This is a genomic window from Streptomyces sp. NPDC049040 (genome assembly GCF_043197715.1).
Taxonomy (GTDB): domain Bacteria; phylum Actinomycetota; class Actinomycetes; order Streptomycetales; family Streptomycetaceae; genus Actinacidiphila.
Genome location: NZ_JBICTO010000004.1, coordinates 224253 through 237913, shown reverse-complemented (window position 1 = coordinate 237913; position 13661 = coordinate 224253). Strand labels below are relative to the sequence as shown.

Annotated in this window: 8 protein-coding genes; 3 read left to right on the top strand and 5 right to left on the bottom strand. The window is 69.8% G+C overall.

What is annotated here, in order from left to right; all coding sequences use genetic code 11:
- Positions 1 to 293 precede the first annotated feature (293 nt).
- Both ACGFMP_RS13635 and ACGFMP_RS13630 read left to right on the top strand, forming a co-directional pair.
- Complete coding sequence (locus tag ACGFMP_RS13635) at positions 294 to 1607, top strand: PQQ-binding-like beta-propeller repeat protein (protein WP_393672381.1); 1314 nt, start codon at positions 294 to 296, stop codon at positions 1605 to 1607.
- Between the two features lie 477 nt (positions 1608 to 2084).
- Positions 2085 to 3443, top strand: coding sequence for a PHB depolymerase family esterase (locus tag ACGFMP_RS13630; RefSeq protein WP_393672380.1), 1359 nt, complete (start codon positions 2085 to 2087; stop codon positions 3441 to 3443).
- A 54-nt stretch (positions 3444 to 3497) separates the two neighbouring features.
- Here ACGFMP_RS13630 and ACGFMP_RS13625 read toward each other — a convergent pair whose 3' ends face one another.
- The 5 genes from ACGFMP_RS13625 to ACGFMP_RS13605 all read right to left on the bottom strand — a co-directional run bounded on the left by ACGFMP_RS13625 (position 3498) and on the right by ACGFMP_RS13605 (position 11897).
- Complete coding sequence (locus ACGFMP_RS13625) at positions 3498 to 4196, bottom strand: alpha/beta fold hydrolase (RefSeq protein WP_393672378.1); 699 nt, start codon at positions 4194 to 4196, stop codon at positions 3498 to 3500.
- 408 nt (positions 4197 to 4604) lie between these two features.
- Positions 4605 to 7460 (bottom strand): ricin-type beta-trefoil lectin domain protein, encoded by a 2856-nt coding sequence (locus ACGFMP_RS13620; RefSeq protein ID WP_393672377.1) that lies wholly within the window; start codon positions 7458 to 7460, stop codon positions 4605 to 4607.
- A gap of 391 nt (positions 7461 to 7851) precedes the next feature.
- Positions 7852 to 9696: a hypothetical protein gene (locus tag ACGFMP_RS13615; RefSeq protein WP_393672375.1), complete on the bottom strand. Its 1845-nt coding sequence runs from the start codon at positions 9694 to 9696 to the stop codon at positions 7852 to 7854.
- Positions 9693 to 10493: a hypothetical protein gene (locus ACGFMP_RS13610; RefSeq protein ID WP_393672373.1), complete on the bottom strand. Its 801-nt coding sequence runs from the start codon at positions 10491 to 10493 to the stop codon at positions 9693 to 9695. Before ACGFMP_RS13610 ends, ACGFMP_RS13615 begins: the two co-directional genes overlap by 4 nt.
- Positions 10494 to 10499: 6 nt before the next feature.
- Positions 10500 to 11897: a hypothetical protein gene (locus ACGFMP_RS13605; RefSeq protein WP_393672372.1), complete on the bottom strand. Its 1398-nt coding sequence runs from the start codon at positions 11895 to 11897 to the stop codon at positions 10500 to 10502.
- Between the two features lie 307 nt (positions 11898 to 12204).
- Between ACGFMP_RS13605 and ACGFMP_RS13600 the strand changes: the two genes are divergently transcribed.
- Complete coding sequence (locus tag ACGFMP_RS13600; RefSeq protein WP_393672371.1) at positions 12205 to 13449, top strand: hypothetical protein; 1245 nt, start codon at positions 12205 to 12207, stop codon at positions 13447 to 13449.
- Positions 13450 to 13661: the final 212 nt, after the last annotated feature.

The following is a 13661-nucleotide window of genomic DNA, read 5'->3' as shown; positions in this document are numbered from 1 at the left end:
TACCTGTTCACGAGACCAGCGCACAAGAGAAGGAAGCCCTGCCGATGCCTCAGCCGTTCCCGCCCTCGGGGCCGTACCAGGACCCCCGGGAAGCGAACGCCGGCGTGGCGCGCCCCCATGCCCAGCCGGTGCCACCGGAGCAGAATCCCTATGCCCAGCCAGGCCCGCAACCGGCCGGTCCATCCGGTCAGGGGCCCTTCACGCCCGGGGCTCCCGAGCCGTTCGCGCCTCCGGGACGGCGGGACCGCCGCCGGGCCCCGCGGGCCGCGGGGCGGCGCACGGGCGGATGGGCGGTGCTCGCGGTGGCGGCGGCCGTCGCTCTGCTCATGGTGGGCGTCGGCGTGTATGTCATGGCGAAGGGAGCGCCCGGTCACCGGTCCGGGCCCGGGGCCACCGGTGGGGCGGGTGCGGTGCTGCCGGCGGCGGGGCGCCCGTACCGTCCGGACCTCGCGTACCTGTGGGACAAGGCCACCGACCCGGTGGCGGCGAAGGACGGTCAGTACGACACCCTGGGGCTGTGGTTCGCCGGCCGGTATGCCGTCAAGAACGAGATCGGCAAGGTCGTGGCGTACGACATCGACACCGGGGCCCGCGCCTGGTCGATCCCGGCCCCAGGCCGCCGCGACTGCACCGCTGCGCGGGACTCGTACGCCGGCCTGGCGGCTGTCCAGTACGGCGCGAGTTGCGAAAAGGTCATGGCCATAGACCTCGCCGCGGGGAAGGTGCGGTGGACCGTGACCCTGCCCGGCGGCACCGGTGGGCGGCTGGACTTCGCCTTCAGCGAGATGGCGGTCAGCGGTGACACCCTGGCCGTGGACTGGCTCACCGGATCCGCGGGCTTCCGGTTCAGCGACCACCGGCCGCTGTGGCACGACGGATACGACGCCTCCTGCAACACCGACGGGTACGCAGGCGGCGCCCGACTCGTATCGGTGGTCGACTGCAACGCCCGAGCGTATGAGGTGGAGCTACTCGACCCGGCCCGGCACGGCGCCGCCACCTGGAAGTGGTCGGCGCCCGGGGGCACCATGGTGAGCGCGGTCGTCTCCACCGATCCTGTCGTCGTCATGATCGGCACCCAGGGCGCGCCCTACCGGGACGTGATCGCCCTCGACGACGCCGGGCACCAGCGGTGGCGAATCTCGCTGGGCACCGACAAATTCCACATCGACAACGACGGCAGCGAGCTACAGGCCGTGCACAACGTGCTGGTCAGCGGCGACGCCGTGTACCTGTCCCTGGGCAGGGACACCGCAGGCACCGACCGGTCCATCGGCGGCATCGTCGCCTTCGGCCTTGCCGACGGCAAGCAGCGCTGGGTCGCCAAGTCCGACACCCGGCACAGCATCACGGCGATCGGCTTCCAGGACGGCAGAGTACTCGCCTACGAGCCCCCGGACGCGCTCGCCCGCGGCTGGCTCGTGGCCCTTGACCCCGCCACCGGCGCTGTCCGGCGGTACGCCACTCTCCCGGCCGACGGCTACAGCCGACTCGGGCAGCTGGTGACGCGCAGCTACCCGCTCTGGCACAACGGCTCCTTCTACATCGTGGCGAGATCGGTCTACGCGACATCGGGTCACCAGGCATATGTGGTCGCGCTCGGCTGACCCTGCGGGTGCCGGGAACGCCATCCCCGCAGATCGCACGCGGCGCACAGCGGGGGTCAGCGGGCAGTGGTGACCGATCCGTGCAGCCGGTCGGTGCTGGAACGCCACATGGCGTCCATGGCCGGCGCGCATGAGTCCGATACATGGGAGCGCGCGGTCTGAGTCCGCGGCGGCGAGCCCGTGCACGTGTTCCTGTCCCCAGGGTTCCGCGAGCCGATCCCGTCCGCTTTGGTGATCGCCGGTCCCGGACGACCCGGGCCTGCGCCGGAACAGGCCGGTGCTGCACGCCCCTTGAGGCATCGCAGGGTGATGTGTCAGTCTCATTCCGGCGTTCCACCGGCAGGTGCCCGACTGCGCGTGCCTGACCCCTCACGCGGAATGTGAGCGCTCACAATGCTGGGCGACCGCATTCCTCTCGCACGGCGCCGCCGCGAGCCGACGGCGGCGCCGGCAACACCCCGTGGAGGAAGACATCCCATGCTGCGATTCCGGTACCTGCGCTCCTGTCTGCTCGGCGTGCTCCTGGCGGTTGTCGCTGCGATCGGGGTGGGTCTGCCCGCCGCCCCCCAGGCCGTCGCCGCCTCGTTGACCCAGGTCACGAACTTCGGCACCAATCCGACCAACCTCCAGATGTACGTGTATGTACCGAACAGCGTCAAGGCCAACCCGTCGATCCTGCTGGCACTGCACGGCTGCCAGGGCTCCGGGCCCTACCTGTACTCCAGCACCGACTTCGGATCGCTGGCCGACCAGAACGGGTTCATCGTCATCTACCCCTCGACCAATCCGGGGGGCAGTTGCTGGGATGTCTCCTCCGACCAGGCCCTGAGGCGCAACGGCGGAAGTGACCCGGTCGGGCTGATGTCGATGATCACCTACACCGAACAGCATTACGGCGGAAACCCCAACGCCGTGTACGTCACCGGCGAGTCGTCGGGCGGGATGATGACCAACGTCATGCTCGCGGACTACCCGGACGTCTTCAAGGCGGGCGCGGCGTTCATGGGGGTGCCCTACCACTGCTTCTACACGGGCTCCGTGCGCGGGTGGAACGGGCCCTGCGCGGGGGGCCAGGTCTCCATGACCCCGCAGCAGTGGGGCGATCTGGTGCGGGGTGACGCTGATCCCGGCTACAGCGGGCCGCGTCCCCGCGTGCAGTTGTGGCACGGCACCAACGACACCACCTTGAACTACAACAATCTCGGCGAGGAGACCAAGCAGTGGACGAACGTACTCGGGGTGAGTCAGACCGCGTCGTCGACTGACAGCCCGGTCGCCAACTGGAACCGGTCCCGATTCAACAACAGCTCCGGCAGCACGCAGGTCGAGACGTACAGCATCGTCGGCGCAGGCCATCAACTACCGGTCCAGGGGACGCAGATGGCCGCCTACGCCATCCACTTCATGGGGCTCGACGGCGGCAGCGGCACCACCCCCGCCACCACGGGCGCCCTGCACGCGGTGGGCGCGGGCAAGTGCCTGGACGACCCGAACTCGACCACGACGCTGGGCACCCAGCAGCAGATATACAGCTGCACCGGCGGGGCCAACCAGACCTGGACGCACAACTCGTCGAACCAGCTCACGGTCACGGTCGGCGGGGGCACCCTCTGCCTGGACGCCAACTCCAAGGGCACCACCAATGGCACCAAGGTGATCGTCTGGTCCTGCAATGGCCAGGCCAACCAGCAGTGGAACGTCAATGCGAACGGCACGGTCACCAGCGCCCAGTCCGGTCTGTGCCTGGACGTGACCGGAGCTTCCACCGCCAACGGAGCCCTGGTCGAGCTCTGGTCGTGCAACGGCGGCAGCAACCAGCATTGGACGCTCGGGTAGTCCGCCAGACTCGGGGACGCGGCCCGCGGTCCTCTGCCGTGGTCGGCCGGGCCGTCACCGGCCGGACTCGACCTCGCGCACCGCTTCCATCACGATGCCGACGACCGCCGACGGTGCCGTGAGCATGGGCACGTGATCGGCCGGGGCCGTGCGCACCCGGGCCTTCATCCGCTCGGCCATGAACCGCTGGTTCTCCGCGGGGATCATGCGGTCCTCCTCGGCCACGAGGAACCAGCTCGGCGCGTCCTTCCAGGCCGGACGCCCCACCGGCACACCGATGGACCCGGCCGCGAGAGGCCGTTGTGCGGCAGCCAGCAGAGCCTGGTCCTCCGGTGAGGCCTGCTGGGCGAAGGCCACAGCGAAGGCCTCCTCGGGCAGCCAGATCAGCTGGTCACGATCCGGGGCGAGCGCGGGAGCCTGCGGGTGCGGCTCGGTCCGGCCGAAGACATCGGCCACCGTCTCGCCCTCGTCCGGGGCGAGCGCTGCGATGTACACCAGCGCCGCGACCTTCTCGCTGCTCGTCGATGCGATCACCGCGCCTGCGTAGGCGTGTCCCACCACGACAACCGGGCCGTCGACCCGCTGCAGCGTCCGGTCGAGCGCGGCGACGTCGTCGGCCAGCGAGGTCAGCGGCAGGGGCACGGCAACCGCGCGCACACCCTCGGACCGCAGCCCGGCGACCACCTTTTTCCAGCTCGACCCATCGGCCCAGGCGCCGTGCGCCAGCACCACCCTGACGTCGCTCTCCCGCATCGCTGCTCCTTCCGAGTCTCTCTGCCAGGCGGCGAAATGGACGCCATGCGTGACTGCCTTGACGTCATCAGCGAGGTCATCACGCCGGTGGGCAGGGCACAGGCAGGATGGTCCACCATGCTCCGGTGCTGTTTCCCACCGACACGCGAGGGAGGGACTTCGTCAACTCGAACGCCACACGGCTCGTCCGGGGATCGGTCGGATGGAGGACGGCGGTGGCCTCCTGTCCTGGACGGCGGGCGCGTCCGACGTGGACACCCCCGACGTCGTCCGCCGCTCGGACATCGTGCTGAGCCATGCCGACACCGGTGCGGGCCAGTTCGTCCCGCTCGGCAACGGCACCTTCCCGGACCGCAAGTCACCGGGCTGGGTGGTCGTCCCGGGACTGAGCAGGCTCACCGGCGCGGTTCAGCCGCGCGCCCATCTCTGGCTGCCGGAGCCGTCGCAGGTGGACAGGACGAGGAGGGTCCCGTCAGCGGTCGCGCCGCCGCTGGGCGCCAGGCACAGGCCCGACTGGACGCCGGTGACGGTGCCGTCGGTGTTGAGGTTCCACTGCTGGTTGGTGCCGCCGTTGCAGTCCCAGATGATCGCCCGGGTGCCGGGCGCCGTACGGGCGGCCTCGGCGTCGAGGCATTTGCTTCCGTACACCTGGAGCTGCCGACCGGAGGTCAGCGACCACTGCTGGTTGGTGCCGCCGTTGCAGTCCCAGAGCGCCACCTGGGTCCCGTTGGTCTGGCTCACCGCGGGGACGTCGACACAGCGGCCCGCCCCGGTGTTCCGCAGTGGCAGCGCCGTCGTGGACCCACCGGTGGAGTTGCCGAAGCCGGCGGGTTCCGTTTCGTCCGCGGCGCCGACGGTGTCGGTGGTGGTGATCGTGATGGTGGCGTCGGGCAGGCCCGATGACCTTGCCGTGATGGTCGAGGTGCCTGCGTAGGAGGAGCGGAACTCGACGGCGGCCTTTCCGTCGAAGGCCTGGACGCCGGGGGTGAAGGAGTAGGACTTGCCGCCGGGCAGGATGCCCGGGCCGCTGGTGACCGTCAGAGTGACGGGACGGGTGTTGTTGACCCAGGCCCCCGAGGAGTTGCGCATCGTGATCACGAGCTGGGTGTCCGTGGTGCCGTCGTCGGTGATCGTCGTGGACGAGTACCTTCCGGCCTCAAGCGTCATTCTGGTCGCGGTTCCGCTCGCGGAGTGCTCTGCGGCCACGGGCGTGGGGTCGGCGAGGTTGGTCGTGCCCGACCACTTCGCCTTGTTGGCCCGGTACCAGTACCATTGGTCCTTCGGCAGCCGGTAGTAGTCGATCATGCCCATGCGGGCCAGACCGGCGTCGAAGATCGTGCCGTGGTCGAAACCTGCCCAGATGGCCAGTCCGGCACTGCCGGTGGTGAGCTTGAACCTGGTCGCGTCGGACGGATCCTTGACGTCGCCGTACGTCGGATCGTAGGTACCGGGCCGGTCGGAGGTGTACGACCCGTACTCCGAGACGACGTTCGGCATCCATGTGTTCGTGATCTTCCCGCCGTCGCCGTTGTAGCCGGCGACATCGCACACCGACAGCTGGTCGAGCGAGCCGCGCTGTACGCCGCCCATCGCTGCCTTGCGGGTCGGATCGAGCTGGTGCGAGTAGTCGCGCATCCTGCTCACCAGCGCCTTGGCCTTGCCCAAGGTGGCGGAAGAGGTGAAGAACACCTCGTTTCCCATGGACCAGTTGATGATCGAGGGGTGGTTCCGGTTGACCCGGATCATGTCGCGCAGGCCGTCCATGGCGCTTTGCTCGAAGGCCGCCTGGTCTGCCGATTTCTGCGGATATCCGTCCGCCAGGTAGTCGCTGGAAGCGCCGGTCGGCGTCGGCTCAAGGCCGGTGGTCGCGGTCGCCCAGAAGGTGCTCTCCGACCAGAGCATGACGCCGAGCTTGTCCGTGGCGTCCGCGAAGGACGGGTCGTGGGGGTAATGCGAGCCGCGGATGAAGTTCATGCCGGCCTCGCGGATGTAGCGCACGTCGCGTTCGAAACCGGAGTTGGTGACGGCGTTGCTCCACCCTCCGTGGTCCTGGTGGGCGTCCGCCCCGACCAGCAGCGTCTTGACGCCGTTGAGGTAGAAGCCGTCGACTTTCCACTGCGCACTGCGGAAACCGAAGGCCGTGTCATAGGCGTCGACGGTGGTGCCGCCGCTGATCCTGCCGTCCGGAGTGCTGTCGACCACCAGGGACGTGGTCACGGTGTACAGCGCCGGGCTGTCGGGCGCCCAGAGGGCGAGGCGCTGCAGCATTCCCGTGGTGTCCGAGAGGCCACCGCTCAGCGCGTCGAGCGTCGTCGTGCTCGCCGCGCCGAGCGTCAGCACCGGCGAGTCGAACGTCGCCAGCACGGTGGTCGACCCCTGCTGGCGCACCTCCTGGCGGGCGTAGACGTCGGTGGCCGAGGAGCCGTCGTTGCGTACCTCCGTCTGCACCCGCACGTTCGAACGGCGTGCTGCGATGTTCGCCCGCATGTCGGTGTCACTCGGGTACTGCGAGAGGTCGATGTTCCGGTAGTAGGCGCTGTTGCTGGTGTCCCAGGCCGGATTGGTGAGCGCGGGGGTGGTGACGGAGGTGCCGTACCAGGTGACGTGGACGTTGTCCGTCACGTTCAAGTAGACGTCGCGGTAGAGGCCGCCGCTGAACTGGTGGTCGCCCGTGCGAGGGGCGAGGTCTGCCCGCCACTCGTTGTCCACTCGTACCGATATCTCGTTGTCACCGGCGTGGATCGCGTTGGTGATGTCGAAGGCGAATCCGGTGTAGCCGCCCCGATGCGTGCCGGCCTTGGTCCCGTTGACCCACACGTCGGTGACCGAGAACGCCCCTTCGAACTCGAGCTCGACGCGCTTGCCGCTCCACGACGAGGGGACGGTGAAGTGCTTGCGATACCACCCCGCACCCACGTGGAAGGACTGCCCGCTGCTGGCACCGCCCACGTCGTAGGGGGCGTCGAAGTCGTGCGGCAACGCCACGGGGGTCCAGCCCGAGTCGTCGAAGCCGGGGTTCTGGGCGCCTGTCGAGTCCGCGCGGAGGAACTTCCACTCCCGATCGAAGTCGACCTTCTGCCTCTGGTCCGAGTCGGCCAGCGGAGTGCTCGACACGGGCTGGGGGGACGACGCGGACGATACCGCGGGGGCGGGCGCGGCCACCGCGTCCGTGCTCAGCACACCCAGGGCGGCCATCAGAACGCCGGCGACCAGAACCGCCAGCGCCGTCAGGCCGCGTGACGATTGGCCTCTTCCTGAAGTCATGGAGCCACTCTCCGATTGCGTAGGGGGAGAAGAGCAACTGAGAGCAGGCCGGACTCGGCGACCAGACATCCCATGTATCGGCAGGTATCCCATGGCTTCGTCGATCGTGTCAACGCTTCGTCAGGGATGGGTCGTCCCCGCCCGGTCGCGTTGCGGCGGTGGTCCGCGCACGCGGCAGATGGAGCATCTCCTGGTCCCTATGGGAACCTTCCGGGCGGGTCGCGGAGAACACGGGGAAGTGTCGGCACCTGCCCCAGGGGGCATCGTGTGGGCCGGAAGAGATCAGAATAGATGGGATGTCCCAGGGGCGTTCACCGTCCGGAGAGCGCACCGTCCAAGCCGGCGGGAAAACTTGCGAGGCGTGCGGGCGACGGCTTCGAAAAGACGGGCTCTAGTCCCGGGAGCGGAGGTCGTCCAGGGTGAGGGAACGCTGGCCGTGCTGGAGTTCCTTGAACCAGTCGAGGTAGTGGTTCACGACGTCGCCCTTCGTGTCCTCGATGATGTGGATGCCGGTGAGCTGGAAATGCGCGGACTCCGGCAGGCCGTTGACCGGGATGTGCTCGTTGACCTGGAGAATGATGGTCCCCCCGGCATTCCGCTCGGTGTCCTTCCGCTTCACCACCACGAACGACATCGGGTATTTGGCGGTGACGGCGTCCAGCGACACCCCCTGCCCGGGAGCGTCGGTCTTGAGGCCGATGATCCGCCGGTAGTGCCGCAGATAGCTGGGCTCGACGGAGTCGGCGAGGAAGACGCTCGGCCGGTCGAGTACGTCAAGCGAGGGCAGCTGGACGAGCCGGCGATAGGTGACCCCGTCCGGGAAACGGTTCTCGATACGCTGCAGATACTCCTCCTGCAGCCGCTCGACGGCGGGGTCCGAGCGCTGGTGGAACACCTCGACGAAGGAGTTGACCGCCAGGATCTCGTCACCAGCCTGGGCTCTGTCGATCACCTCTCCCGCCTTGCGGTAGAGGGCCTCGGCCTGCTGGAGGTGCTGCGACTCCGGGCCGCGACGCGCGGGCAGGTACTTGATGTACGCGCCGGTGCGGTCCCGGAACTCGTCGAACGACGCGTCGAGGTGCTCCTCGAGCGCCCGCAGCGCGGCACGGGTCGCCTGGCCTTCGTCGGCGGTGTCGGCCGACGTGGTCGTCGCGGTGTAGACGAGGAAGGCGAGCAGTCCCAGGATCCCGGCGAAAAGCCCGGTCTGGGATGCGGAGATGCCGTTGCCGAGCCCGTCCTGGACGACGTTCAGGACGGCGGCGAACGGAATGGCCGCGAGGAAGGCGGCCAGCAGCCGGTCCACCCGGCGCCGTGTGTCGTGGTGTACCCGCTCCTGTCCGGGAGTGGAGTTCCCCTCCGGAGTCGTCATGCTGTGCACCGTCCTTTCACGGTACGGGGAGTGAGGTGGTGACACATCCATCGTGCCGACCGCCGCTCCTCGCCGGAACGGAGATATCCCCGACCTGCGGCTTATATCCCCCCATGATGATGAAGAGATCTCCTCGCTACGGAACCCGCCGTCCCGCTCGTCCACCTCCCCCGCGCGCAGCGTCGTGGAGTCCGGTGGCCAGGGACGTGGAAGGGGCCGCAACAGCCGCCAGGCGAAGGGCGGATGGCCCAGACGGGGATGGCGGCGGTCGTACACGTTCAGCGCCGCCCAGCCGGCCACGCACAACGCGATGCCGGCCTTGGCGGTCCACCGCCCGGTCATCGCGGATCCGTCGTCGGCCACCGGGGCGAAGAGCCCCGCCAGTGCCGCGCTGCCGGCCGCGCACCACACCAGCGGGTAGACCCCGAGCTGATGCCAGACCTTGGTCGGGGCCGCGGCCTGCGCGGGCGTGTAGAAACCCCGGCGCAGCTCGCCGCGCCACTGGATGATCCCGTACGCCAGCCACCCCGCCGCCGGCAGCAGCACCCCGAGGGGATGTGCCAGCCACGCCACGGGCCTGGGCGGTCCTTGAGGGGCGAGCAGCACCCCAAGCCCGCAGGCGACGGCCAGGAGCGGATCGCCGTACACCAGGGCGGTGAACTCCTGCGATGGCCGCACCAGGCGACGCTCCAGCACGGCGGCGAGGACGACATGGACGCCGGGAGAGATGGCGAAGGCCGTGATCGCCGCGACGAGCGGGCCGGTGGAGAACAGCGTCCGGAGCAGGCCGGGCCACGCGGGAGCGGCGGCCTCGCCGGCGGCCGCGATGCAGGCGTGGAGCAGGGCGGGGCAGCCGGAAACCGTCATCCGGAGGCCGTTCCCGGGCCGGGGCCGGATCCGCGCCGGTACCGACCGCGTACGATCTGCTCGACCTCCTTGTCGCGGAAGAAGTTGGCGTGGCGAACCGCGAAGGCGTGCAGCGGCGCGATACGGGCCCGGTTGCGTTCGTCCCCTCGGGGCTCCACGTCGGGGGAGGCGCCGACGAGTCGGTGTTCGGCCTCCCGCATCGGTGCGTAACGGTCCTGCAGGAAGCGGTCGACGGTGCTCTCGGCGACCTTGGCACGGGCGGCGACGTCAGGGCGCGACGAGAACACCGTCAACGCCCGCCAGATGTCCAGGTGGGTGGGGTTGCCGACCAGGCGCTCCAGCAGCGAGGGGCCCGCGCCGCGGGCGGGGCGGTAGCGTTCGGCCAGTCCCCTGCCGGGCCGCAGACCCTGCTCCATCGCGGTGACCAGCCGGGTGACGTCGGCGATCGGGCCCGCTTTCGAGGCCAGGGCCCACGGCTCGAAGTAGTGGAAGGCGGCGAGCAGCAGCAGGCCCCGGTTCTCGTCGATGTCGGCGCACCACACCACGCAAGGGATGCCGACCGCGTCCAGCAGCCGCAATGCCACGAGCCCGGTCTCCGGACTCCCTGGGCCGAAGTCCAGGTCCACCATGGCCAGTTCGAAGCCCCGGTCGATGCCGAGGACCTGCCGCAGCTCGCGTGGGCTGCGGACGCCCATGACCTGGTGCGGTCGGCCGTCGCTCCCCGCCGGGGCGGTGGCGAGGGCCAGCGCGAGGGAGTCCTCCGCGGCCACGGCGTCGTCCACGACGATGATGCGCACGGCGCCTCACGCCCCCTTTCCGGTGCGGTGGCGTGCGGACCGCGCCTCGGGGGAGCCGTCCCGCGGGCCCTGATCCGGTCCCGCTCCCGATCCCTGGTGTGGTCCGGCTCCCGGGTGCGGGACGGGCCGGACGATTCCGGGCGGGCACCCCCACCGTGCGGCTATGTGTTTCCACGTGCCGTCGTCTTCCACGTCGATTCCCCCTCCGTACCGGCCGAGCAGGATGTCCTGCACCTTCAGACTTGTCAGCGGGCTGCGTGCCGCGCCGGGTGGGAAGCGCTCCCCGTCGTCGGAGACCCGCAGCAGGCACAGCTCCGGCCGCGCACCGTCCTGGATCCGGAACTCGATCTGCACCCGGCGCGCACGCGCCTTGAGCGCGTTCATCATGAGATCCGACAGCAGGGACCGCGCCCGCTGGTAGTCGGTGCTCGTCAAGGGGAGGTCGACGTCCCCGGCCAGCTCGCACTCCTCGTGGGGGCCCCGCCACGCGTACTCGATGAGCGGCTCCAGCCGCAGCCACACCTCGCGCACGGATCCGAACCCGGTGCCGGAATCGGCCTTCATGATCGCCTGCCGCACCTCCTCGATGCCCACCAGGACCTCCCTGGACAGGGACCGGAGATGGCCCAGATCGGGCGGCGGGTCGTCCTGCTCGGCGTAGCCGGCCAGCACACTGATGCTGTTCTTGAGCATGCTGTGCACGGCCGAGGCACTGTTGAGCCGGGCGAGCCGGTGCTGGGCGACCGCGGAGTGCACAGCGGCACGCAACATGGCGGCGAACATCGCCCACACCGCGTAATACAGCAGTGGCGACAGGCACAGCGCGATCACGACCCCGGTCGGTACCTCCGCCGCCGGCGCGGTCCACGGCCACAGACAGGCCACCAGGATCAGGCAGTGCGCCGGCGGGATGAACCGGCGGAGGACGCGCATGCCGTGCGAGGGCGCCATGGTGACGCTGTACCAGCCCGCGTCGATCACCGCCTGCAGCACCGCCTCCCAGTTGTACGCGATGCACAGCACGACCCCGGCAGTACGGACGGGCACGGGCAGACCGGGCAGCGGGACCGGCCCCACGAACAGCCATGTCGCCAGCAGGATGCCGAGCCCCTCCAGCAGCCCCGAGGCGTCGACCGTTGCCTTCTTCCGCACGTCCCTCAAATGCCGGACCAGCCGGCCGGCGGCCGGTACCCGGTTCAGGAGCGGCATCCTCTCCGAGAAGCTGTGGCCGAATGCCAGCGCCAGACCGAGCACCCCGGGGAGCAGCATCAGCACGATCCGCGGCAGCCGGGTGACGGGCGACCAGGCGACCGCCGGCACGGCCGCGGCCGCGTAGAGCGCCAGCCGGACCCAGCACCCCCAGCGCCACAGCGTGCGCGTGGTGTGGATGGCCGTCTCGAACACGACGTCGGCGTTGTGGCCGGCCCATGTGTCATCCGGCGGCCGGCGGTCCGGTCGCCGACGGCGCCACTTCCCACTGCCCCAGTCCATGGACGGCGCCTCCAAGGCGGCACGGTGCTGCACGCAGTACCACGATGACGCACGCGGGCCCGGACCGGTGACGAAATCTCCTACAGTCCGGAAGCGCTCGCCGCCGGATCGGGAGGACGCGCATCGGCCGGCCCGATGTGCGAAACCGCGAGGGGTGGGCGGGCCCGGGGAGTGAGGGCTATAAACGAAGCTGACGTGATGTCACCACCGGGGGGTCGGGATGGGGCAACTCAAGTCCCTGGAACCGCAGCGCATCGGAGCGGTCTTCCGTCCGCCCTCATCCGTCACCATCCGGCGGGCGATGCGCCGGCTGCGCGGGGTGCCGCTGCCGGTCCGGCGGGCAGCGCGCCTCGTGATCCATGTGGTGTACCTGCCGTACACGGCCAAGACCAAGTTCCTGCTGATCAGCCTTGCCGCTTCTGTCACGCTGCTGGGACTTGCCGAGGCCGGCGGAGCACTGGTGTCTCCGGCCGGAGCGGACCGGCAGTGGGCGTGGAACCACCACCTGGTCGACAACAGGGAGCCGAGCAGGATCAGTCTCGCCCTGTTCCAGGACCCGGCAGGACTGATCGTGCTGGCGGTCGTCCTGGTCACGCCGATCTTCTGCTGTCAGCAGGTCAGGGCGATCGCCGACTTCGTCTCCATGAACGAGCGCAACGGCGCTGCGGAGCGCCTGACCCCGCGCCAGATCGTGCAGCTCGACCGGCTGGTCGACAGGACCAACACCTGGTTCGCCGCACTCGGCCGCCGGGACATCTCGGGGGCCGTCGCCGTGGCCATGGCGGCCGGCGCAGCCGGGCTGTACGCCTTCGTCAACAACCACGGCCTGATGCAGACATGGAATGTGACGGCACTCCCTGATCCGGTCTGGCGCTCCGAGGTCTATGCCGGCTGGTGGGCCAATCTCCACACCCACCCCGAACTGGCCCTTGCACTGTGTGCGATAGGCACCTATGCCTTCTACTTCCTGGCCAAACAGCTGGCCGTGGGCGTGATTTTCGCCGTCTACCTGAAACGGTCCTCCGCACTCGGCTTCGGGGTGACCCCGAACATGAACTTCGACAGTGACGGCTTCTCCGGGCTGCGGACGCTGCGCCAGTTCATGCTGTGGACCTACGGCTCCGCCCTCTCCCACATGGCGGGCCTGCTGGTCCTCTTCACCGTCTGGCTGCCCGCCGCGCCGTGGATGCTGCTGGCGGTGGTGGGGGTGATGGTGCTGGACATGCTCGTCATCGTCTACCCCTCCTCGATCGGCTACCACTTCGCGCTCGCCGTCAAGCAGAACCACGTCAAAGGGCTGTACGAGAGCGCCCGCCCGCCCGCCGAGCGCGACGCGGAGATCGCGAAGGTGTGGTCCTCTCCCGTGCTGCCCGTCGCGACCCGCAGAGCCATGACCGGCATCACCCTCTACCTCCTCGTCCCCGCGCTCCTCTCACTCGTCCCTGGACTGTACGCACGACTGTGACCCGAGCATCGTCGACGCCGCGGCACGAGAACGCGGTCCCGGCGGTTTCGGTAAGCGAAGGCGGAAGGGCGGACCGGTCCCCACGACCCGGTCCGCCCGCGGGGTGGGGGGCACCCCCCCGGGGGGGGCCCCCCCCCGAGCCGGCCGACCTAGCGGGGGTGGGGGGGTACGGGGTGGCCCGCCCCCCCCGGATGTTTTTAAAACAGGGGCCC

What these genes read in the sequence shown, in the direction of transcription:
- ACGFMP_RS13630 (WP_393672380.1), top strand. Translation starts at nt 2,085, where the DNA reads ATGCTGCGATTCCGGTACCTGCGCTCCTGTCTGCTCGGCGTGCTCCTG.
- ACGFMP_RS13625 (WP_393672378.1), bottom strand. Translation starts at nt 4,196, where the DNA reads ATGCGGGAGAGCGACGTCAGGGTGGTGCTGGCGCACGGCGCCTGGGCC.
- ACGFMP_RS13620 (WP_393672377.1), bottom strand. Translation starts at nt 7,460, where the DNA reads ATGACTTCAGGAAGAGGCCAATCGTCACGCGGCCTGACGGCGCTGGCG.
- ACGFMP_RS13615 (WP_393672375.1), bottom strand. Translation starts at nt 9,696, where the DNA reads ATGACGGTTTCCGGCTGCCCCGCCCTGCTCCACGCCTGCATCGCGGCC.
- ACGFMP_RS13600 (WP_393672371.1), top strand. Translation starts at nt 12,205, where the DNA reads ATGGGGCAACTCAAGTCCCTGGAACCGCAGCGCATCGGAGCGGTCTTC.